The following is a 21,881-nucleotide window of genomic DNA, read 5'->3' as shown; positions in this document are numbered from 1 at the left end:
GCCAGCCCGCGCTAGCCACCTCGCACGGGTTTCAACCCTCCGCCAGCCGCTTGCGCAAGAACTCCGCGAAGGCGTAGGCAATCACCGGCAGTTGTCGCCCGCGCAGGCTGGCCAGCACCAGTTCGCCGCGCGGAAAGCCACGGTCCTCGATGTCGCGGGCCACGATGTCGTGGTCTTCGGCCACCGCGCCGATGGCCATCTGGAACGAGATGGAACGCGCGTCGTACAGGCAGCCGCGCAGGAACTCGAAGCTGTTGCTCTCCACCTGGGCCCGGATGCGGGTGGAGCTGCGCGCCAGGAAGCGCTCCAGCAACTGGCGCCCGCCGGTGTCGCGGTTGGGCAGCACCACGGGGTAGTCGGCGCAGTCGCTCATGCGCAGCGTTTTCGACTTCGCCAGCGGGTGCCGCCTGTGCATGATGGCCATGAGCTTCTGCTCGACCGCGCACACGCGCTCGATGTCGGACTCCGGCGCCAGGTTGAACACCAGCGCCAGGTCGGTCTCGAAGCTGCGCAGCGCATCGGCGGCCTGCACGTGGTCGCCGATGCGCGCGTCGAAGCCCACCAGCGGGTGCGCGGCGCCGAAGTCGCGGATGGCCTCGGGCAGGAAGCGCGGCGCCAGCGCCTGGCTCGCCACCAGCCGCACGGCCCCGCGGCGCAGGCCCTGCAGGTCTTCGATTTCGGAGCGCACCCGCTCCAGCTCCGAAGAGCGCCCGCGGATGTAGCGCACGAACAGCTCGCCCGCCGCCGTGAGCCGCATGCCGCGCGGCAGGCGCTCGAACAGGGGCGTGCCCAGTTCGTCTTCCAGGTCCTGGATGCGGCGGTTGACGGCGGAGGGCGCCACGTGCAGCCGCTCGGCCGCCTGGCGGATCGAGCCGGCCCGGGCGACCTCGTCGGCATAGCGCAGGAAACGAAGGTGGTTCATGCGGCAGCCGTTGCACGAAGCGCGCCAGAAAACACTTCATGACCGTGACGCGACCGTTGCCGCAACGGCAACGCACAGCACGCGAATCGGTACGGATCAAGCGCACCTTTTGGCACGCCCGCTGCATGCCTTCGCTGCATGACACGCCGACCCGCACCTTCACGCACCAATGCAGCGCAAGCGCCCGCCCGCTTCGGCCCGGCGCCCCACAACGCCTGGACGCTGGAGGGCGGCCGGGTGAGCCTGGTGCGCGCACCCAGGCAGCCGCGCCCGGTGCCCATGGACGCCGAGCCGCAACCCATCGCGTTCGACCTGGCGCGCAGCGCGCTGGTGGTGGTCGACATGCAGAACGACTTCTGCCACCCCGAGGGCTGGTTCGCGCAGAAGGGCATCGGCACCCGCGCGGCGCGCAAGCCCATCGCCACCATCGCGCGGCTGCTGCCGGCGTGGCGCGCCGCGGGCGGCGCGGTGGTGTGGCTCAACTGGGGCATTCGCGCGGACCGCCTCAACCTGTCGCCCACGGTGCAGTTCAAGGGCAAGCGCGGCGCCGACGGCGTCAGCTACGCGGAGCATTCGCCCATCGACCACGGCCCGTCGCTGGTGCAGGGCAGCTGGGGCGCGCAGGTGATCGACGAGCTGGCCGTCGAGCCCGGCGACATCACCGTGCACAAGCACCGCCTGAGCGGCTTCTGGGACAACGAGCTCGACAGCGTGCTGCGCCAGCAGGGCCTGGGCACGCTGCTGTTCGCGGGCATCAACACCGACCGCTGCGTGTTCTCGACGCTGCAGGACGCGAACTTTCTCGGCTACGACTGCGTGCTGCTGAAAGACGCGTGTGGTACCTCGTCGCCGGCGTACGTCACGCGCGGCATTCATTTCATGGTGCAGCAGCTGCACGGCTTCGTCGCGACGGCGGAGTCGCTGCTCGGTTCGCTCGCCTCGCTTTCCCCGTCCCTCCCCAAACGCTAGGAGTCTTGGCATGCCGCTTTCTCTTTTCCCTCGCCCGCGCCGGCTTCTCGGGTTTCGCGCGTTTCACGTGTTTCGCACGTTCGCCGCCGCCGGCCTCGCCCTGGCCGCCGCCTGCGCCACGGCGCAGGTGCCGGTCAAGCTGGTGCTCAACTGGAAGTACGAAGGCCCGCAGGCCTGGTTCTTCGTGGCCCAGGACAAGGGCTACTTCAAGGCCGAGGGCCTCGATGTCGAGATCGACCAGGGCGAGGGCTCCGCCGCCTCCATTCCCAAGGTGGCGGCCGGCGCCTACCAGGCCGGCTTCGGCGACCTGAACGCGCTGATCGACCTGGCCTCCAAGCGCCCGGCCGATGCACCGGTGGCGGTCTACATGCTCTACAACACGCCGCCCTTCACGCTGGTGGTGAAGCAGGACAGCCCCATCAGGTCGCCCAAGGACCTCGAGGGCAAGACCGTCGGCGGCCCCGCCAACGACGGCGCGCTCAAGCTGTTCCCGGCCTTCGCGAAGATCGCGAAGGTCGATGCGTCGAAGGTCAACATCACCAACATGGCGCCCAACCTGCGCGAGCAGATGCTCACGCGCGGGCAGATCGACGCGGCCTTCGGCTACGTCACCACCGTGAGCTTCAGCGCCAAGGCGATGGGCCTCGACCCGGCGAAAGACCTGCGCTTCATTCGCTACGGCGACCACGGCATGGACCTGTATTCGAACGCGGTGTTCTTCTCGCGCGCCTTCGTCAAGGACAACCCGAAAGCGGTGCAGGGCTTCGTGAAGGCGCTGAACCGCGCGGTGAAGGAGGTCATTGCCGACCCCGACATGGGCATCGACCACGTCATGAAGCGCGAGCCGCTGCTCAAGCGCGAGGTCGAGAAGGAAAAGCTCTTCGCCACCCTGCGCAACGACATGAGCCACCCCGAGGTGGCCCGCATCGGCCTGGGCGACGTGGACGACGCGCGGCTGAAGAAAGGCATCGACATCGTGGTCGATGCCAACCAGCTGCCGCGCACGCCGACCCCGGCCGAGGTGTTCGACCGCGGCTTCCTGCCCGCGCGCGCCGACCGCCCCTCCAGGACATTGAACGCATTGAACTGAAAGAGAGAAACGACATGGACCTGCAACTCAAGGACAAGGTGGCGCTCATCACCGGCCCGGCCAAGGGCATGGGGCGCGCCGTGACGCTGGCCTTCGCGCGCGAAGGCGCGAAGCTGGTGCTGGCCGGGCGCGACACCGGCGCCATCGAACCCGTGGCCGCCGAGGCGCGCGCGCTCGGCGTGCAAGCCGTGGTGGTGCCCTGCGACCTGACCGTGGGCGCGCAGACCGAGGCCCTGGCCGCGCACGCGCTGGAGGCCTTCGGCCGCATCGACGTGCTGGTCAACGTGGCCGGCGGCTCGGGCCCCATCGGAAAGACCGGCTGGGAAACCACGAGCGCCGAGTTCGACGAGATCGTGCAGCTCAACATGACAGGCTGCTTCAACACCATGCGCGCCGTGCTGCCTTCGATGATCGAACGGCGCAGCGGCAAGGTGGTGAACGTGGGCGGCACCTTCGGCATGCGCGGGCGCGCCGGCCGCATGGCGTACTCGGCCTCCAAGTGGGGCCTGCGCGGCATCACCAAGAGCTTCGCGCTGGAGGCCGGGCCCTACGGCATCAACGTGAACTGCGTGGCGCCGGGCATGGTCGACGGGCCGCGCTTTCGCGAGAAGGTGTGCGCCGACATGGCCGAGAAGCTCGGCATTTCGCTGGAAGAGGCGATGACGCGGCACGCCGCCGACTACGCGCTGCGCCGCGTGTCCACCGACGCGGACGTGGCCAACGCCTGCCTCTTCATGGCAAGCGATGTGTCCCGCCAGGTCACCGGTGTCGACCTGCCCGTCGATGGCGGCTGGGCGATGCTCTGAGGAGGCCGGCATGAAAGAAGTCGACCTCGTCATTCGCGGCGCGCGCGTCGTGTCCGCGGACCAGATCATCGAAGCCAGCGTGGCCATCGCCGGCGAGCACATCGTGGCCGTCGGCCACGACGACACCATGCCGCCGGCGCGCCAGGAGATGCGCGCCGACGGGCTGCACCTGCTGCCGGGCGCCATCGACAGCCACGTGCACTTTCGCGACCCGGGCTATCCGAACAAGGAAACCTGGAAGACCGGGTCGGCCGCCGCCGCCATGGGCGGCGTGACCACCGTGTTCGAGATGCCCAACACCAACCCCGCCACCGGCACGGTGGAGGCGCTGCGGCTGAAGCAGAAGGCGGCCGAGTCGTCGTACTGCGACTTCGGCATCCACGGCCTGCTGGGCGACGACACGGTCGAGCGGCTCGGGGAGCTGCTCGACGCGGGCGTCACCAGTTTCAAGGCCTTTGTGGGCAACACCTTCGGCAACCTGCCCGCGCCCACCGACGGTGCGCTGCTCGAGGGCTTCGAGAAGCTCGCGCCGCTGGGCATCCGCACGGTGGTGCATGCGGAGAACTCGTCGATCCTGCAGCGCCGCCAGAAGCACATGCAGGCGGCCGGGCGCATCGACGCGATGGCGCACCTGGCCGCGCGACCGGCCGTGGCCGAGATAGAGGCCATCGGCCGCGTGCTCACGCTGGCCGAGTGGACCGGCGCGCGCGTGCACATCGCGCACCACAGCGCGGCCGATTCGCTCTACCTGCTGCGCGAAGCCAAGCGCCGCGGCGTCGACGTGACGGCCGAGACCTGCCCGCAGTACCTGCTGCTGAACACCGGCCACATGCTCAAGCTCGGCGGCGTGATGCGGCTCAACCCGCCCATTCGCGAGGCACGCCACAACCAGCCGCTGTGGGACGCGTTGATGGACGGCACGCTCGACATGATCGCCACCGACCACGCGCCGCACGCGCCCGAGGAGAAGACGCGCGAGAGCATCTGGGACTGCGACTGCGGCTTTCCGGGCGTGGAAACGCAGATGCCGCTGATGCTCACCGAGGTGAACCGCGAACGCGCCACGCTGATGGACTACGTGCGCTGGAGCGCGGTGAACCCGGCCAGGGCCTGGGGCCTGTACGGCACCAAGGGCGTGATCGCGCCCGGCGCGCATGCCGACATCGCCTTCGTCGACATGCAGCGCGCGGGCACGCTGTCGCAGAACCGGCTGCAGAGCATCAGCAAGATCTCGCCGTGGAACGGCCGCCCGGTCAAGGGCTACCCGCTGCACACGCTGCTGCGCGGGCGCTTCGTGATGCGCGAAGGCAAGCTGGTGAGCGACGCGGTCGGCTGGGGCCGTTCGGTGAAAAGCGTGCAGAAGATGCCCGCCGCCAGGCCGCGCAACACCGAGCACTACAGCAGCGCCATCCTGCGGACGCCGCCCGGCGTGCCCGCGACGGCGGTGCCGGTGGGCGAGGTGGACTGGAGCGCAACATGAGCACCGCGCGTGTGCAGCAGGTGCGGGTGTGGCGCATTCCCTGCCGCGGGCCCGGCGACCTGAGCGGCGTGAAGGCGCTGATCGACGCGGGCGAGATCGTCGCGGCCGACATCGTGGCCGTGATGGGCAAGACCGAAGGCAACGGCTGCGTCAACGACTTCACGCGCGAGTACGCGTCCACGGCCTGGTGCCACCTGCTCGCGCCCGCGCTCGGCTGCACGCCCGAGGCGGTGCACGGGCGCGTGGCGCTGGTGATGTCGGGCGGCACCGAGGGCGTGCTGGCGCCGCACTTCACCGTGTTCGCGCGGCGCTGGGTGCCCGAGGTGACCGACGTGCCCGGCGTGAGTGAGTTGAAGGCCGGCCTGGGCAAGCGCCTGGTGGTCGGCGTGGCGCACACGCGCGACTTCCTGCCCGAAGAAATGGGCCGCGCCGCGCAGGTCGACGCCACGGCGCAGGCGGTGGCCGAGGCCATGCGCGACGCGGGCATCGACAGCGCCGCCGACGTGCACTTCGTGCAGGTCAAGTGCCCGCTGCTCACCTCGGCCAAGGTGTCGGCGGCACTGGCGCGCGGGGCCGCGCCCGTGACCCACGACAGCTACGAGTCGATGGGCTATTCGCGCGGCGCCTCGGCGCTCGGCGTGGCGGTGGCGCTGGGCGAAGTCGCGCGCGGCGACATCACCGATGCGAGCGTGATGAGCGACTGGGGCCTGTTCTCGGCGCGTGCCTCGGCCTCGGCCGGCATCGAGCTCGAGGGCAACGTGGTCATCGTGCTCGGCGAGGCGCAAGGCAGCGCCTCGGCGTTTCGCATCGCCCATGCGGTGATGCGCGACGCGATCGACGCGTCCAGCGTGCGCGCGCTGCTGCGCGATGCCTTCGGGCTCGACGCGGAGCGCGATGCGCAGGCCGTGTCCGCGCGGCTGGTGAACCTGCTCGCCAAGGCCGAGGCCAGCCCCGACGGGCGCGTGCGCGACGCGCGCCACACCATGCTCAACGACTCCGACATCCACTCGACGCGCCACGCGCGCGCCGTGGTGGGCGGCGTGCTGGCTTCGGTGGCCGGCCACACGGCGCTGTACGTGTCGGGCGGCGCCGAGCACCAGGGCCCCGCGGGCGGCGGGCCGGTGGCCGCCATCCTGCGGATGGACGACGCGGCGGCCAGTTCTTCCCTCTCTTCCTGAAGGACCTTCATGGGCAACGCATTCATCCAACTGTCCGACGTGATGCTCCGCTACGGCGGCGGCACCATCGCGCTGGACCACACGACGCTGGACATCGACAAGGGCGACTTCGTCGCGCTGGTGGGGCCCAGCGGCTGCGGCAAGTCGACCATCCTGAAGCTGGTGGCGGGCCTGCTGCGGCCGAGCGCGGGTGCGGTGATTGCCGGCGGGCGCGAGGTGGGCGCGGCCGGCACGGTGGCCGCGGCGGGCGCGCATGCCTCGCAGGCGCCGCGCCTTCGCATCGGCCTGGCCTTCCAGAACCCGACGATGCTGCCGTGGCTCACGATCCGCGAGAACGTGATGATCCCGCTGAAGATCGTCGAGCCCTTTCGCCAGCATTACCGCAGCAAGAAGCGCGGCGAGTACGCCGAGCGCGCCGACGCGCTGCTGGCGCAGGTGGGCCTGAAGGGCTTCGGTGACAAGCGGCCGTGGCAGCTCTCGGGCGGCATGCTGCAGCGCGCCTCGCTGTGCCGCGCGCTGGTGCACGAGCCCGAGCTGCTGCTGCTCGACGAGCCCTTCGGCGCGCTCGACCAGTTCACGCGCGAGGAGCTGTGGGACATCATGCAGACGCTGTGGATCGCCCGGCGCCCGACCGTGCTGCTGGTGACGCACGACCTGCGCGAGTCGGCCTACCTGGCCAACCGCATCTGCGTGATGAGCGCGCGGCCGGGGCGCATCCTGGAAACGCGCGACGTGGGCTTTGCGCGGCCGCGCACGCTGGAGAGCAGCTACGCGCCCGAGTTCGCGGCACTGGTGCAGCAGCTGCGCATGCGCATCGCCGAGGCGCGGCGCGAGAGCGATGCGGTGCCTGCAACGGCGCAGGCAGCGCAGGAGACGCAGGCCATGCAGGCCACGCAGGCTGCATCCCGCGACACCACGCCGGAAGCACGCGAAGAGGTGGCCGCGTGATCGCGCCGCTCACCCGTCAGCGCCTGCTGTCCGCCGGCGCGCTCGTCGGCTTCTTCGTGCTGTGGGAGGCGGTGTGCCTGGCCTTCGGCGTGTCGGACCTGATCCTGCCGCGCCCGAGCCAGATCGCGATGGTGCTGCTGCAGAAGATGCCGCTGCTGTGGCCGCACACCGTGCAGACGCTCTACACCACGCTGGCCGGCTTCGTGCTCGGCGTGGGAGCGGGCATCGTGGTGGGCGTGGTGATCGGCTCGTCGAAGCTGGCGTACGACGTGACGTACCCGCTGCTGGTGGGCTTCTCGAGCATTCCCAAGGTGGCGGTGGTGCCGCTGTTCGTGGTGTGGTTCGGCGCGGGCACGGTGCCGGCCATCCTGACCTCGATGGTGATCAGCATCTTTCCGGTGGTGGTGAACGTGGCCACCGGCCTGGCGAGCACCGAGCCCGAGCTGGAGGACGTGCTGCGCGTGCTGGGCGCGAGAAAGCGCGACATCCTGTGGAACGTGGGCCTGCCGCGCGCGCTGCCCTACCTGTTCGCCTCGCTGAAGATCGCGATCACGCTGGCCTTCGTGGGCACCGTGCTGAGCGAGACGGTGGCGGCCAACAAGGGCATCGGCACGGTGATGATGATCGCCAGCGGCAACTTCGACGTGCCGATGGTGTTCGCCGGGCTCTTCCTGCTCGCGGCGATGGGGGTGGCGCTGTATGCCGTGTCCTCGCTGGTCGAGCGGCGCATGACGGGCTGGGCCCAGCGCAAGACCGACATGGCCATGGCATGACGGCCACGACAAGGTGAACAGGCAAGAAATGAACGACCTCATCCGCATCACCGCCGGCGGCCTGCGCTTCGTGGCGCAGACGCACCCCGACGCACCGCGCACCGTCGCGGCCTTTCGCAAGCTGCTGCCCTTCGCGCAGAAGCTGGTCCACGTGCGCTGGAGCGGCGAAGGCTGCTGGGTGCCGCTGGGCGATTTCGAACTGGGCGTGGGCTTCGAGAACCACACCAGCCATCCGTCGGTGGGGGACGTGCTGTTCTACCCCGGCGGCTACAGCGAGACCGAGATCATCCTGGCCTACGGCGCCTGCAGCTTCGCCAGCAAGATGGGCACGCTGGCGGGCAACCACTTCCTCACCATCGTCGAAGGGCGCGAGCAGCTGCGCGCGCTCGGCAACAAGGTGCTGTGGGAGGGCGCGCAGGACGTGCTTTTCGAAGCCCTCTGATTCATCCGCCGATTCACCTGCTGATTCCCTTGCCGATTCATTCTCCGGAGCCGCTCATGACCTTTTCCATATCCCGCCGCAAGGCGGTCGTCGCCTTGTCGGCGGCCCTGGGTTCGTCGCTCGCGGCGTTGCCCGCGCGCCAGGCGCGCGCCCAGCCGCTCACGCCCGTGCGCTTCGTGCTCGACTGGAAGCTGCAGGGCGTGCACGCCTGGTACTACCTCGCCGAAGACCGCGGCTACTTCGCCGCGGAAAATCTCGCGGTCGCCATCGACCAGGGCGACGGCTCCGCGGCCGCCGTGACCAAGGTGATGGCCGGCGCCTACGACGCGGGCTTCGGCGACGTCAACGCCGTCATCCAGAACGCCGCCGCCAGGCCCGGCGCCGCGCCCGTGATGGTCTACATGGTCTACAACCGCGCGCCGTTCGCGCTCATCGTGAAGGCGGGCAGCCCCGTTCGCACGTTGAAAGACCTGGAAGGCCGCACGCTGGGCTCGCCGGCCGGCGGCGCCGCGCTGCGCATGTTCCCGCTGATGGCGGCGCGCAGCGGCGTGGACGCGGCCAAGGTCAAGTGGACGAACATGGCGCCCAACCTGCAGGAGCAGATGCTGCTGAAGGACCACGTCGAAGGCTCGGCCGTGTTTTCGGTCACCAGCTACATGAACCTGGTGGCGCAGGGCGTGGACCCCGACAAGGACATCCGCTGGTTCCACTACGCGGACCACGGCGTCGACCTGTACGGCAACGGCGTGGTGGTGTCGCGCCAGTTCCTGAAAGACAAGCCGCAGGCCGTGGCCGGGCTGGTGCGTGCCATCCACAAGGCGGTGCGCGACACCGTGGCCGACCCCGACGCCGCCATTGCCGCGCTCATGAAGCGCGAGCCGCTGCTGAACGCGGCGCTGGAGAAGCGGCGGTTGCTCTACACGCTGCGCACGGTCATGCTCACGCCCGAGGTCGCCGCCGCCGGGCTGGGCGATGTGAACGACGCGCGCATGGCGCGTGCCGTCGGGCAGGTGAAGGAGGCGTTCGAACTGGCGAACGCGCCCGCCGCAGGCGAGGTGTTCGACCGGCGCTTCCTGCCGTCGCTGGCGGAGCGCAAGGTCGCCGCGCTGCAACCGTAGCCAGGGCGCCCAACCGACAACGAAAGAAGCTCCATGTCCGCTCGCACGCCTGAAGAACACATCGACTGCGCCTGGCTGCTGGCCGACCCCGGCGCGCAGCCTGCGCAACGCGGCATGCGCATCGCGCTGGAAGGCGGCGGCATCCGGTCGGTCGCGCCGCTGCCGGACGCAGCCGCCGGCAGCGCGCCGCGCCTGCTCGCGCTGCCGGCGCTGGCCAACGCGCACGACCATGCGCGCACTTTCCGCAGCGCCACGCTGGGCGCCTTCGGCCAGCCGCTGGAGAGCTGGCTGCCGTTCCTGGGCGTGGTGCCGGGCATGGACCCGTACCTGTGCGCCGCCACGTCGTTCGCCCGCTCGGTGCGCCACGGCGTCGCGAACCTGATGGTCCACTACACGCGCGTGCAGGGCGGCATGGCCTATGCCGACGAAGCGGCCGCGGTGGCGCGCGCGGCACGCGACGTGGGCGTGCGCATCGGCTTTGCCGTGGCCATGCGCGACCGCCATGGCATCGCCTACTGCGACGACGCGGCGGTGCTGTCGGCGCTGCGCCCGGGCATTCGCGATGCGGTGGCCGAACGGCTCGCGGTGAAGCCGGTGTCGCCGGCGCAGCAGCTCGCGCTGGTCGACGAGGTCGCTCGCAGGGTGGAAGAGGGGGGCCACGCTGGCCATGTGACCGTGCAGTACGGCCCGACGGCCGTGCAGTGGTGCAGCACGCCGTTGCTCGAGGCCATCGCGCGGGCGTCGGCCGACAACGGCCGCCCGGTGCACATGCACCTGCTCGAAACGCGCTACCAGCGCGACTGGGCCGATGCCAACCACCCCGGCGGCATCGTGCGCTTCCTGGACGACATCGGGCTGCTGACGCCGCGCCTCACGCTCGCGCACTGCGCCTGGGCCCGGCCGGAAGAGCTGGCGTTGATTGCCGAGCGCGGCGCGACCATTGCAGTCAACACCAGCTCCAACCTGGGCCTGAAATCAGGCATCGCCCCGGTGCCCGAGATGCTGAAGCATGGCTGCCGCGTGGCCATGGGGCTGGACGGCATGGCCTTCGACGAAGACGACGACGCGCTGCGCGAGATGCGGCTGGCGTATTCGCTGCACCGCGGCTGGGGCTACGACACCGCGATGACGCGCGAGCAGCTCTGGGCGTTCGCCTCGGGCAACGGGCCGCGCAGCGTGCGCGGCGGCGGCGCGTGGGGTGGGCAAAGCGGGCGCATCGAACCCGGCGCGCCGGCGGATATCGTGCTGCTGGACTGGGACGCGCTCGACGACGACGCGCTCTTCGCCGAGACCGACCCGCTCGACCTGCTGCTGGCGCGGGCCAACGGCAGCCATATCGCCAAGGTGCTGGTCGGCGGGCGGCGGGTGGTCGACCGGGGCCGCGTGCTGGGCATCGACGAGCCCGCGTTGCGCGCCGAGCTGCTGGCGCGCATGCGCGGCGCGCTGGCGGCGGACGCGGCAGGCGCGCTGTCGTGGCGCGAGACCGTCAAGGCGCTGGCCGAGGACCTCGGGCCGTTCTACCGCAGCGGGCGGATCGGCGGCTGCTGCGGCTAGGAGGCGAGGAAGCCAGGGGAGGCTTCCAGCCGGGGCCTTACAGCGTGAAGTCGTACTCCACCGTGATCGGCGCGTGGTCGCTGAACTTGATGGTCTTGTAGATCGCCTCGGTGCGCGCCAGCGCGCCGATGGCCGGCGTGGCCAGGTGGTAGTCCAGCCGCCATCCCACGTTGTTCGCGTAGGCCTGGCCGCGGTTGCTCCACCAGGTGTAGGCCTCGTCGGTGGTGTCGGGCTTGAGCATGCGGTACACGTCCACCAGGCCCGCGCCGTCGGTGCCGGCGTCGAGCAGCTTGGTCATCCAGTCGCGCTCCTCGGGCAGGAAGCCGCTGTTCTTGCGGTTGCCGCGCCAGTTCTTCAGGTCGATTTCCTTGTGGGCGATGTTGATGTCGCCGCACAGCACGAACTCGCGCTCCTTCTTCAGCGCGATCAGGTGCGGGAAAAAGCCTTTCAGGAAGCGGAACTTGGCCTCCTGGCGCTCCTCGCCCGAGCTGCCGCTCGGAAAGTAGCAGCTGATGACGGAGAACTTGCGGCTGGGCGTGTCGAAGCGCAGCTCCAGGTAGCGGCCCTCGGCGTCGAACTCGGCGTCGCCCCAGCCCACCACGACCTGGCTCGGTGCGTGCTTGGTGTAGATGGCGGTGCCGGCGTAGCCTTTTTTCTCGGCGAAATGGAAGTGGCCCTTCAGGCCGGCCATCTCCTCGAAACGGCCTTCGATGTCGCTGGCCTGGACCCGGATCTCCTGCATGCAAATACAATCCGGCGCAAGTTCGGCCACCCAGTCGGCCACGCCTTTGGTAGCGGCCGAACGCAGGCCATTGAGATTGAGACTGGTCAGTTTGAACACAAGGAATTTCCGATGGCTGTAGAGAGTGAGAAAAGCAGCGCGGTCGCACAGGACTTCGTCCAGTTTGCGTTGGATGCCGGCGTGCTGCGCTTCGGCGAATTCAAGACGAAGGCCGGGCGAATGAGCCCTTATTTCTTCAATTCCGGGCTCTTCGACGACGGCGCCAAGATCGCCCGTCTGGCCGGATTCTATGCAGACCGCATCATCGAGAGCGGGCTCGAATTCGACATGATCTTCGGCCCCGCCTACAAGGGCATTCCGCTGGGCGCCACGGTGGCCGCCGAGCTGGCGCGCCGCGGGCGCAACTACCCCTTTGCCTACAACCGCAAGGAAGCCAAGGCCCACGGCGAGGGCGGCAACCTGGTGGGCGCGCCGCTGAAGGGCCGCGTGCTGATCGTGGACGACGTCATGTCGGCCGGCACTGCGGTGCGTGAATCCATTGCCGCCATCCAGGCCGCGGGCGCCACGCCGCATGCCGTGGCCATCGCGCTCGACCGGCAGGAGAAAGCCACCGAGAACGGTGTCGACGTGGACCACAGCGCCGTGCAGTACGTGCGCAACCAGCTCGGCCTGGCGGTGTTCGCCATCGCCACGCTGGACGACCTGCTGAACTACCTCGCGGGCAACGCCGCCGCCGACCTGGGCGCGCACCACGAGCGGGTGCTGGCCTACCGCACCCGCTACGGCGCCAGCTGAGGCAAGGCCCGCATGCACGCACGCGATCACGGCCATCCGACTCGCCTGCGGGCAGCGGCGACTTCGTTTCTTGTGCTTCTGTCGTTCCTGGGCTCCGGCGGCGCGTTGCATGCGCAGCCGAAGAGCGTGGACGGCGCGGGCCCCAGCATCTACACCTGCACCGACGCACGCGGGCGCACGCTGACGGCCGACCGGCCCATTGCCGAGTGCAGCGACCGCGAGCAGCGCGAGCTGAACCCCAGCGGCTCGATTCGCCGCAAGGTCGAGCCGACCTACACGGCGCGCGAGCTGCAGGAGCGCGAAGACCGCGCCCGCGAAGCCGCGGTGCAGGCCGCGCGCATCACCGACGAGCGCCGCCGCGAGCGCGCGCTGCTGGTGCGCTACCCCAACGCCACCACGCACGACCGCGAGCGCTCGGAGGCGCTGGCGCAGGTCGACGCCGTGACCCAGGCGGCGCGCAAGCGCATCGCCGAGCTGGCCGAAGACCGCAAGAAGGTCGACGAGGAGATGGAGTTCTACAAGCAGGACCCGAGCAAGGCGCCCGGCTCGGTGCGCCGCAAGCTCGAGGACAACACCCAGAGCGTGGCCGTGCAGAACCGCTTCATCGCGGAGCAGGAAGACGAGAAGAAGCGGGTGAATGCGCGCTTCGACGAAGAGCGCATTCGCCTGAAAGCGCTGTGGTCGCCGCAGAACGGCGGCACCAACCGGTGACAGTGCCGGGGCCTTGCGCAAGCCATTGCGCAAGGCCCCGGTCGGCTGAACTCAGCCCAGTTTGGCCTTCAGCAGCTCGGTGACCTGCGCGGGGTTGGCCTTGCCCCCGCTGGCCTTCATGACCTGGCCCACGAGGCCGTTCAGCGCCTTCTCCTTGCCGCCGCGGTATTCCTCGACGTTCTTCGCGTTCTTGGCGATCACCTCGTCGAGGATCTTGTCGAGCGCGCCGGTGTCGGCCATCGGCTTCAGGTCTTTCGCCTCGATGATCGCGTCGACGTCGCTGCCTTCGCCGGTCCACAGGGCGTCGAACACCTGGCGCGCGGCGTTGTTGGGCAGCGTGCCGTCGGCGATGCGCGTGACCAGCTGGGCCAGCTGCCGGGCCTTCACGGGCGCGGCCTCGATGCCGATTTCGGCGGCGTTCAGGCGGCGCGCCATCTCGCCAGTGATCCAGTTGCTCGCGAGCTTGGGCGTGGCGCCCGCGCCCACGGCTTCGTCGAAGTAGCCGGCCAGCGCCGCGCTCTGCGTGAGCTGCGCGGCGTCGTATTCCGACAGGCCGTGGTCGCGCGCATAGCGCTCGGCGGTGGCGCGCGGCAGCTCGGGCATGGCCGCCTTCACGCGCTCGATCCACTCGGCGGCGATCACCAGCGGCGGCAGGTCGGGGTCGGGAAAGTAGCGGTAGTCGGCCGAGTCTTCCTTGGCGCGCATGGCGCGCGTCTCGCCGGTGTCGGTGTTGAACAGCACCGTGGCCTGCTCGATCTTGCGGCCGTCCTCGATCTCCTCGATCTGCCAGCGGATCTCGTAGTCGATCGCCTGCTGCATGTGCTTGAAGCTGTTGAGGTTCTTGATCTCGCGGCGCGTGCCCAGCTTGTCGCCGGGCTTGCGCACCGACACGTTGGCGTCGCAGCGGAAGCTGCCTTCCTGCATGTTGCCGTCGCAGATGCCGATCCAGGTGACGATCTTGTGCAGCTCGCGCGCATAGGCCACGGCCTCGGCGGTGGAGCGCATGTCGGGCTCGGTCACGATCTCCAGCAGCGGCGTGCCGGCTCGGTTCAGGTCGATGCCGCTCTGGCCGATGAAGTTCTCGTGCAACGACTTGCCCGCGTCTTCCTCGAGGTGGGCGCGCACCAGGCGCACGGTCTTCTTTTCTTCGCCGAGAAAGAACGACACCGAGCCGCCCTGCACCACCGGGATCTCGAACTGGCTGATCTGGTAGCCCTTGGGCAGGTCGGGGTAGAAGTAGTTCTTGCGCGCGAACACGCTGCGCGGCGCAATGTGCGAGCCCAGCGCCAGGCCGAGCTTGATGGCGCGTTCGACCGCGCCCTTGTTCATCACCGGCAGCGTGCCCGGCAGCGCCAGGTCGACCGCGCAGGCCTGCGTGTTGGGCTCGGCGCCGAAGGCGGTGGAGGCGCGGCTGAAGATCTTGCTGGCGGTCGACAGCTGGGCGTGCGTCTCGAAGCCGATGATGACTTCATAGCCGCGCACCAGCGGGCCGGTCGGGCGGCCTTGTTGTTGTGCTTCGAATGTGTTCACGGTCTCGCTCATGTCAGAAGCCCTCCGGCGTGCGTGCATGCCAGTCGGTGGCCTGCTGGAAGCGATGGCCTGCGTTGAGCAGCCTGGCTTCGCCGAAGTAGTTGCCGATCAGTTGCAGCCCCACGGGCATGCCGCCGTCGAAGCCCGCGGGCACGCTCATGCCGGGCAGGCCGGCCAGCGACGCGGGCAGCGTGAAGATGTCGGCCAGGTAGTCGGCCACGGGGTCGTCGCCGTGCTCGCCGAGCTTCCACGCGGTGGTGGGCGCGGCCGGGCCGGCGATGACGTCGCACTGCGTGAAGGCCTGCTGGAAGTCGTCGGCGATCATGCGGCGCACCTTCTGCGCCTGCAGGTAGTAGGCGTCGTAGTAGCCGTGGCTCAGCACGTAGGTGCCGATCATGATGCGGCGCTTCACTTCGTCGCCGAAGCCTTCGGCGCGCGTGCGCTCGTACATGTCGGCCAGGTCCTTGTACTGCTTGGCGCGGTGCCCGAACTTGACGCCGTCGAAGCGGCTCAGGTTGCTCGAGGCTTCAGCCGCGGCCAGGATGTAGTACACGGGAATCGACAGCTCGGTGCGCGGCAGCGACACCTCGACGCGCCTGGCGCCGAGCTTCTCGTATTCGACCAGCGCCGCGTCGATGGCCGCGCGCACGCCCGGTGCCACGCCGTCGCCGAAGAACTCCTTGGGCACGCCGATGCGCAGGCCTTCGAGCGAATCGTTCAGCGAGCGGCCGAAGTCTTCGGCGGGCTTGTCGAGCGAGGTGGAATCGCGGTCGAGGTCGGGGCCGCAGAAGGCCGACAGCAGCAGCGCGCAGTCTTCGGCGGAGCGGGCCATCGGGCCGGCCTGGTCGAGGCTCGACGCGAAAGCCACCATGCCGTAGCGCGAGGCGCGCCCATAGGTCGGCTTGATGCCGGTCACGCCGCAGAACGACGCGGGCTGGCGAATGGAGCCGCCGGTGTCGGTGCCGGTGGCCGCGGGGGCCAGGCGTGCGGCAACGGCCGCGGCGCTGGCGCCGGACGAACCGCCCGGAATGCGCTCGCGGTTCCAGGGGTTCTGCACGGGCACGGCCTTGTCGTGGCCCACGGCGGGCACGGCGACGTTCTCGTTGGCCGAGCCCATGGCGAACTCGTCGCAGCTCAGCTTGCCCAGCGTGACCGCGCCGGCCTCGGCCAGGCGGCGCACCACGGTGGCGTCGAAGGGCGAGCGGTAGCCCGCGAGCATCTTCGAGCCGGCGGTGGTGGCGAAATCGGCGGTGACGAAGATGTCCTTGTGCGCAATGGGCACGCCGGCCAGCGCCGGGGCGTTGCCCGCGGCGATGAGGGCGTCGGCGGCGCGGGCCTGGGCCAGCGTGGTTTCCTCGTTCACGTCGACGAAGGTGCCGAGCGATTCGTGGGCCTTCATGCGGCCCAGGAACACCTGCGAGGCCTCCACGGCCGACACCTTGCGTTCGGCCAGCGCCTTGGCCAGCGCGACCACGCTCATCTGGTGCAGTTCAGCGCTTGTCGTCATTCGATCACCTTGGGCACGAGGAACAGGCCGGCTTCGACGGCCGGGGCGCTCTTCTGGTTGGCTTCGCGGTTGTTCGGCTCGCTCACCACGTCGTCGCGCAGGCGCAGCGTGATGTCCTCGAGGGCGGCCACGGGGTGGGCCAGCGGCTCGATGCCGGTGGTGTCCACGGAGCGCATGCGTTCGACCAGGTCGAAGAAGCCGTTGATCTGGCTGAGCATGCGCTCGCTTTCGTCGGAGACCAGCTGCAGCCTCGCCAGCGAGGCGATGCGCGCAATATCGGAAGCGGAAAGTGACATAAGTGCGGGACGCTAAAAAAGCGAAGCTAATCGCACCGCGAGGCGGGTGCTAATACAGGAATCAGAGGGGATTCGGGTATTATCCCGCCTTTGCCGCAACCCCCGCGAACGCGCCGGCTTTTGCGCCAAAAACGATCAATTCACCCCGTCAAACGACCCAAAAAATAGAGCGACGACCTGCCGATGCGCAGGCCGTGCTCAGAGGATTCCGCACATGTTTGGAGCTTTCCGTCGGTACTTTTCCACCGACCTTGCGATCGACCTCGGCACCGCCAACACCCTGATCTTCGCCCGCAACAAGGGCATCGTGCTGGACGAGCCGTCCGTCGTGGCCATTCGCCATGAAGGCGGCCCGCACGGCAAGAAGGTGATCCAGGCCGTGGGCCGCGAGGCCAAGGCCATGCTGGGCAAGGTGCCCGGCAACATCGAGGCGATCCGCCCGATGAAGGACGGCGTGATCGCCGACTTCGTGATCACCGAGCAGATGATCAAGCAGTTCATCAAGATGGTGCACCCGCGCACGCTGCTCACGCCCAGCCCGCGCATCATCATCTGCGTGCCCTGCGGCTCGACCCAGGTCGAGCGCCGCGCCATCAAGGACGCGGCCGAAGCCGCCGGCGCCACGGCGGTCTACCTCATCGAAGAACCCATGGCCGCGGCCATCGGCGCCGGCCTCCCCGTCAGCGAAGCCTCGGGCTCGATGGTGGTGGACATCGGCGGCGGCACCACCGAAGTGGGCGTCATCAGCCTGGGCGGCATGGTCTACAAGGGCTCCGTGCGCGTGGGCGGCGACCGCTTCGACGAAGCCATCATCAACTACATCCGCCGCAACTACGGCATGCTGATCGGCGAGCCGACGGCCGAAGTCATCAAGAAGAACATCGGCTCGGCCTTCCCGGGCTCCGAAGTCAAGGAAATGGAAGTCAAGGGCCGCAACCTTTCCGAAGGCGTGCCGCGCAGCTTCACCATCAGCAGCAACGAAGTGCTGGAAGCCCTGACCGATCCGCTGAACAACATCGTCTCCGCCGTGAAGAACGCGCTGGAGCAGACGCCGCCCGAGCTGGGCGCCGACATTGCCGAGCGCGGCATGATGCTCACCGGCGGCGGCGCGCTGCTGCGCGACCTCGACCGCTTGCTGGCCGAGGAAACCGGCCTGCCGGTGCTGGTGGCCGAAGACCCGCTGACCTGCGTGGTGCGCGGTTGCGGCATCGCGCTGGAGCGCATGGACCGACTTGGAAGCATCTTCACGAGCGAGTGAAGGGCCCCCAGTCCTCATCGCCGGCCTCTGCTTGCGCAGGCCGGCTTTTTGTTATTTGATTCCGCACCACCGCCGGGTCTGAACTCATGCCTCTGGGCACGCTCGATCGCACAGCGCCACCCTTGTTCAACCAGGGGCAGTCGGCGCTCAGCAAGCTGATCTTCTTCGGCGCGCTCGCCCTGTTCCTCATGGTGGCCGATGCACGCTTTCATATCGTGCAGCCCGTGCGCGCGGCCATCGGCGCGGTGCTGTACCCGGTGCAATGGGTGGCGCTGAAGCCGGTGCAGGCGGTGCTCGGTGGCGGCCGCTACTTCGAAGACCTGCAGACCGCGCAGCGCAACGAGGACGACGCCCGCAAGGCGCTCATGATGCAGGCCGAGCGTGCCGCCCAGGCCGACACGCTGGCGCAGGACAACGCCCGCCTGCGCGAGCTGCTCGAGCTGCGCCAGGCCACCACCACGCCGGGCCGCGCGGCCGAGGTGCTGTACGACGCGGCCGACCCCTACACCCGCAAGATCGTCATCGACCAGGGCCTGGCCCAGGGCGTGGCCGCGGGCTCGCCGGTGATCGATTCGCGCGGCGTGCTCGGCCAGGTCACGCAGGTGCTGCCCTTCACGAGCGAGGTCACGCTGGTGATCGACCGCGACCTGTCCATTCCCGTGCAGAACACCCGCACCGGCGTGCGCAGCGTGGCCTTCGGCGACGCCTCGGCCCACGGCGGCGGACTGGAACTGCGTTTCATGGCCGCCAACGCCGACCTGCAGGAGGGCGACCTGCTGTCCACCAGCGGTGTCGACGGCATCTACCCCGCCGGCCTGCCGGTGGCGAAGATCGATCGCATCGAGCGGCGCGCCGACTCTGCCTTCGCGCGCATCTACTGCGTGCCGCTGGCCCATGTGACGGCCGCGCGCTACGTGCTCGTGCTGGCACCCACCGGCACGCCGGCCGCGCCGCCGCCGGCCGCGCCCGCCACCGTGCAGCGCAAACGCCCCGAGGGCAAGCCCGGCGCCGGCAAGAACGAGAAGAAGCAGGGGGAACGCCGATGATCAAGCGCCCCGGCCAACAGCAGCTGCTGCTGCCCGTGAGCCCGGTCTTCATGTGGACCAGCCTCATCGCGGCGGCGCTGGTCAACCTGATTCCGATCGGCCGCGCCGTGTGGATGCCCGACCTGCTCGCGCTGGTCATCGTGTTCTGGGGCGTGCACCAGCCGATGCGCGTGGGCATCGGCGCGGCCTTCGTGTTCGGCCTGTTCATGGACGTGCACCAGTCGTCGATGCTGGGCCAGCACGCGCTCTCGTACACCACGCTGGGCTTCTTCGCGATCACCATCCACCGGCGCCTGCTGTGGTACCCGGTGCTGTCGCAGGCGCTGCAGGTGCTGCCGCTGTTCGCGCTGTCGCAGCTCATCGAGGTGGTCACGCGGCTGATCGGCGGCGGTGTGTTCCCGGGCTGGGCGGTGCTGATCTCGCCGGCCATCGAGGCCGCCCTCTGGCCCCTGGTGACAGCACTGTTGCTGGCCCCGCAGCGCCGCACCCCGGAACCGGACGAGAACCGCCCCCTCTAAGTCCTGCCTGCGCTGTTCCTGGCATTTGCCTCCGCCATTGCCTTCGCCATTTGCCTTCGCACTTGCACGCGCCTAAGCTCGCACCGCCATGACCGAAATCCGCAACGTCGCCGCCGACCTCGCGCGCTTCAAGCGCCGCGTGATCGTCATCGGGCTGGCCGTGCTGTTCGCCTTCAGCCTGCTGTGCGCGCGGCTCATCTACCTGCAGGTCACGCGGCACGAAGACCTGGCCGAGCAGGCCGAGAGCAACCGCACGGCCGTGGTGCCGGTGGTGCCCAACCGCGGGCTCATCCTCGACCGCAACGGCATCGTGCTGGCCTCGAACTACTCGGCCTACACGCTGGAGATCACGCCCTCGAAGGTGAGCGACGTCGACGAGACCATCGACAGCCTGACCCAGGTGCTCGAGGTGTCGCCGCGCGACCGCCGCCGCTTCAAGCGCCTGCGCGAAGACTCGCGCAGCTTCGACTCCATTCCGATCCGCACCCGCCTGAGCGACGAAGAGGTCGCGCGCTTCGCGGCCCAGCGCTACCGCTTTCCGGGCGTGGAGATCAAGGCGCGCCTGTTCCGCAACTACCCGCAGGGCGAGCTGGCCTCGCACGTGCTCGGCTACATCGGGCGCATCAACCAGCGCGAGAAGACCGCGATGGAAGACTGGGACGAGGAAGACCAGGCCAACTACAAGGGCACCGACTACATCGGCAAGCTGGGCATCGAGCAGAGCTACGAGAAGACGCTGCACGGCCAGACCGGCGTCGAGCAGATGGAAACCTCGGCCGGCGGGCGCGCCGTGCGCCGCCTGGCGAGCCACCCGGCCACGCCGGGCAACACCGTGATGCTGGCGCTGGACATCAAGCTGCAGAAGCTGGTCGAAGACATGTTCGGCGAGCGGCGCGGCGCGGTGGTGGCCATCGACCCCAAGACCGGCGAGGTGCTGGCCTTCGTGAGCAAGCCCACGTTCGACCCGAACCTGTTCGTCGAGGGCATCGACAACGAGAGCTGGGCGGCGCTGACCGAGTCGCTCGACAAGCCCTTGCTGAACCGTGCGCTGCGCGGCACCTACCCGCCCGGTTCCACCTACAAGCCCTTCATGGCGCTGGCCGCGCTGCAGACCGGCAAGCGCGGCCCCAGCGTGGTGGTGAACGACCCCGGCTACTTCAACTTCGGCGGCCACCGCTTCGGCAGCCCCGAAGGCAACCTGGGCGGCGTGGACATGCGCCGCGCCATCCAGCTGTCGAGCAACATCTATTTCTATTCGCTGGCCAACGAGATGGGCGTGGACATGATCCACGACGCCATGAAGCCGCTGGGCTTCGGCCAGATCACCGGCATCGACCTGGGCGGCGAGGTGCGCGGCGTGCTGCCCAGCACCGAGTGGAAGCGCAACACCTACAAGCGCCCCGAGCAGAAGAAGTGGTACGCGGGCGAGACCATCTCGCTGGGCATCGGCCAGGGCTACAACGCCTTCACCATGCTGCAGCTGGCCCAGGCCACGTCGATCGTGGCCGACGGCGGCATCAAGCACAAGCCGCACCTGGTGCTGGCCACGCGCAACACCGTGAGCGGGCAGGTCATACCGCTGCCGCCGGTGCCGGCGGAAAACCTGGGCTACACGCCCGCGGCCATCTCGGTGATCCGCGAGGGCCTGACCAGCGTGGTGACCAGCGGCACCGCGCGCGGCGTGTTCGCCGGCGCGCTCTACCAGGCCGCCGGCAAGACCGGCACGGCGCAGGCCGTGACGCAGGCGCAGAACACCAAGTACAACGCCCGCGCGCTCGAGGAGCACCAGCGCGACCACGCGTTGTTCATGGGCTTCGCGCCGGTGAACGACCCGAAGATCGCGATTGCCGTGATCGTGGAGAACGCCGGCTGGGGCGCGGGCGCCGCGGCCCCCATTGCGCGCCGCGTGTTCGACTACTGGCTCGCGAACCAGTACCCGAGCGAAGCCGACCTGGCGGCGATCAAGACCGGCAAGGCGACCGCGCCGATCGGCAAGCCGCGCGTGGCGACGGAAGTGTCGTGGCCGGCGCCGGTGGCAACGCCGGTGAATGCACCCTGATGGCTTGCTCCCTCCCCTTCCGGGGGAGGGTTGGGGTGGGGGCACGCGGCGATCGAGTCCGCGCGATGTTGTGGGGCCGTCGGCCCTCACCCTAGCCCTCTCCCGCGAGCGGGAGAGGGGACAACACAAAGCCCCGCTG

Annotated in this window: 21 protein-coding genes; 16 read left to right on the top strand and 5 right to left on the bottom strand. The window is 69.4% G+C overall.

The window, feature by feature from the left end; all coding sequences use genetic code 11:
- Positions 1 to 31: 31 nt before the first annotated feature.
- Entirely contained in the window at positions 32 to 922 is an 891-nt protein-coding gene (locus QTI51_RS22505; protein ID WP_116911506.1) for a LysR family transcriptional regulator, read from the bottom strand.
- A gap of 138 nt (positions 923 to 1,060) precedes the next feature.
- On the opposite strand from QTI51_RS22505, the gene QTI51_RS22500 reads away from it, so the two are divergent.
- From QTI51_RS22500 to QTI51_RS22455, 10 genes are all read left to right on the top strand, one after another.
- Positions 1,061 to 1,891 carry a cysteine hydrolase family protein gene (locus QTI51_RS22500; RefSeq protein WP_116911505.1) on the top strand — a complete coding sequence of 277 codons (831 nt, stop codon included), beginning with the start codon at positions 1,061 to 1,063 and terminating at the stop codon, positions 1,889 to 1,891.
- 67 nt (positions 1,892 to 1,958) lie between these two features.
- Complete coding sequence (locus QTI51_RS22495) at positions 1,959 to 2,981, top strand: ABC transporter substrate-binding protein (protein WP_207786760.1); 1,023 nt, start codon at positions 1,959 to 1,961, stop codon at positions 2,979 to 2,981.
- A gap of 14 nt (positions 2,982 to 2,995) precedes the next feature.
- Complete coding sequence (locus QTI51_RS22490) at positions 2,996 to 3,787, top strand: SDR family NAD(P)-dependent oxidoreductase (protein ID WP_116911503.1); 792 nt, start codon at positions 2,996 to 2,998, stop codon at positions 3,785 to 3,787.
- A 10-nt stretch (positions 3,788 to 3,797) separates the two neighbouring features.
- Complete coding sequence (locus QTI51_RS22485; RefSeq protein WP_116911502.1) at positions 3,798 to 5,267, top strand: dihydroorotase; 1,470 nt, start codon at positions 3,798 to 3,800, stop codon at positions 5,265 to 5,267.
- On the top strand, positions 5,264 to 6,445 hold the full coding sequence (atzD, locus tag QTI51_RS22480; protein WP_286516208.1) for a cyanuric acid amidohydrolase: 1,182 nt from the start codon (positions 5,264 to 5,266) through the stop codon (positions 6,443 to 6,445). Before QTI51_RS22485 ends, atzD begins: the two co-directional genes overlap by 4 nt.
- A 9-nt stretch (positions 6,446 to 6,454) precedes the next feature.
- On the top strand, positions 6,455 to 7,393 hold the full coding sequence (locus tag QTI51_RS22475) for an ABC transporter ATP-binding protein (protein WP_116911500.1): 939 nt from the start codon (positions 6,455 to 6,457) through the stop codon (positions 7,391 to 7,393).
- A complete protein-coding gene (locus QTI51_RS22470; protein WP_116911499.1) occupies positions 7,390 to 8,166 on the top strand; it encodes an ABC transporter permease in 777 nt (258 codons plus the stop codon). Before QTI51_RS22475 ends, QTI51_RS22470 begins: the two co-directional genes overlap by 4 nt.
- A 28-nt stretch (positions 8,167 to 8,194) precedes the next feature.
- Positions 8,195 to 8,608 (top strand): DUF3830 family protein, encoded by a 414-nt coding sequence (locus QTI51_RS22465; RefSeq protein ID WP_116911498.1) that lies wholly within the window; start codon positions 8,195 to 8,197, stop codon positions 8,606 to 8,608.
- A gap of 56 nt (positions 8,609 to 8,664) precedes the next feature.
- Positions 8,665 to 9,726: an ABC transporter substrate-binding protein gene (locus QTI51_RS22460; RefSeq protein ID WP_286516209.1), complete on the top strand. Its 1,062-nt coding sequence runs from the start codon at positions 8,665 to 8,667 to the stop codon at positions 9,724 to 9,726.
- 33 nt (positions 9,727 to 9,759) lie between these two features.
- A complete protein-coding gene (locus QTI51_RS22455; protein ID WP_116911496.1) occupies positions 9,760 to 11,280 on the top strand; it encodes an amidohydrolase family protein in 1,521 nt (506 codons plus the stop codon).
- A 37-nt stretch (positions 11,281 to 11,317) separates the two neighbouring features.
- Here QTI51_RS22455 and QTI51_RS22450 read toward each other — a convergent pair whose 3' ends face one another.
- Positions 11,318 to 12,121: an exodeoxyribonuclease III gene (locus tag QTI51_RS22450; RefSeq protein ID WP_116911495.1), complete on the bottom strand. Its 804-nt coding sequence runs from the start codon at positions 12,119 to 12,121 to the stop codon at positions 11,318 to 11,320.
- A gap of 12 nt (positions 12,122 to 12,133) precedes the next feature.
- On the opposite strand from QTI51_RS22450, the gene pyrE reads away from it, so the two are divergent.
- Both pyrE and QTI51_RS22440 read left to right on the top strand, forming a co-directional pair.
- Positions 12,134 to 12,817 carry an orotate phosphoribosyltransferase gene (gene pyrE, locus QTI51_RS22445; RefSeq protein ID WP_116911494.1) on the top strand — a complete coding sequence of 228 codons (684 nt, stop codon included), beginning with the start codon at positions 12,134 to 12,136 and terminating at the stop codon, positions 12,815 to 12,817.
- Between the two features lie 12 nt (positions 12,818 to 12,829).
- Positions 12,830 to 13,528 (top strand): DUF4124 domain-containing protein, encoded by a 699-nt coding sequence (locus QTI51_RS22440; protein WP_286516210.1) that lies wholly within the window; start codon positions 12,830 to 12,832, stop codon positions 13,526 to 13,528.
- A gap of 51 nt (positions 13,529 to 13,579) precedes the next feature.
- Here the strand turns inward: QTI51_RS22440 and gatB are convergent, their stop codons facing one another.
- The 3 genes from gatB to gatC are packed head-to-tail and all read right to left on the bottom strand — an operon-like array spanning position 13,580 to position 16,861.
- On the bottom strand, positions 13,580 to 15,070 hold the full coding sequence (gatB, locus tag QTI51_RS22435) for an Asp-tRNA(Asn)/Glu-tRNA(Gln) amidotransferase subunit GatB (RefSeq protein ID WP_116911492.1): 1,491 nt from the start codon (positions 15,068 to 15,070) through the stop codon (positions 13,580 to 13,582).
- A 1-nt stretch (position 15,071) separates the two neighbouring features.
- Entirely contained in the window at positions 15,072 to 16,565 is a 1,494-nt protein-coding gene (gatA, locus tag QTI51_RS22430) for an Asp-tRNA(Asn)/Glu-tRNA(Gln) amidotransferase subunit GatA (RefSeq protein WP_116911491.1), read from the bottom strand.
- A complete protein-coding gene (gatC, locus tag QTI51_RS22425) occupies positions 16,562 to 16,861 on the bottom strand; it encodes an Asp-tRNA(Asn)/Glu-tRNA(Gln) amidotransferase subunit GatC (protein ID WP_286516211.1) in 300 nt (99 codons plus the stop codon). Before gatC ends, gatA begins: the two co-directional genes overlap by 4 nt.
- A gap of 214 nt (positions 16,862 to 17,075) precedes the next feature.
- On the opposite strand from gatC, the gene QTI51_RS22420 reads away from it, so the two are divergent.
- From QTI51_RS22420 to mrdA, 4 genes are all read left to right on the top strand, one after another.
- Entirely contained in the window at positions 17,076 to 18,119 is a 1,044-nt protein-coding gene (locus QTI51_RS22420) for a rod shape-determining protein (protein WP_056583929.1), read from the top strand.
- Between the two features lie 86 nt (positions 18,120 to 18,205).
- Positions 18,206 to 19,165 carry a rod shape-determining protein MreC gene (mreC, locus tag QTI51_RS22415; protein WP_116911489.1) on the top strand — a complete coding sequence of 320 codons (960 nt, stop codon included), beginning with the start codon at positions 18,206 to 18,208 and terminating at the stop codon, positions 19,163 to 19,165.
- Positions 19,162 to 19,683 (top strand): rod shape-determining protein MreD, encoded by a 522-nt coding sequence (gene mreD, locus QTI51_RS22410; RefSeq protein WP_116911488.1) that lies wholly within the window; start codon positions 19,162 to 19,164, stop codon positions 19,681 to 19,683. Before mreC ends, mreD begins: the two co-directional genes overlap by 4 nt.
- Positions 19,684 to 19,771: 88 nt before the next feature.
- A complete protein-coding gene (gene mrdA / locus QTI51_RS22405; RefSeq protein WP_116911487.1) occupies positions 19,772 to 21,742 on the top strand; it encodes a penicillin-binding protein 2 in 1,971 nt (656 codons plus the stop codon).
- The last annotated feature ends 139 nt before the right edge of the window (positions 21,743 to 21,881 follow it).

It is taken from the genome of Variovorax sp. J22G73 (assembly GCF_030317035.1).
In the GTDB taxonomy this organism is placed as follows: Bacteria; Pseudomonadota; Gammaproteobacteria; order Burkholderiales; family Burkholderiaceae_C; genus Variovorax.
This window is presented reverse-complemented; position numbering and strand designations above follow the sequence as displayed.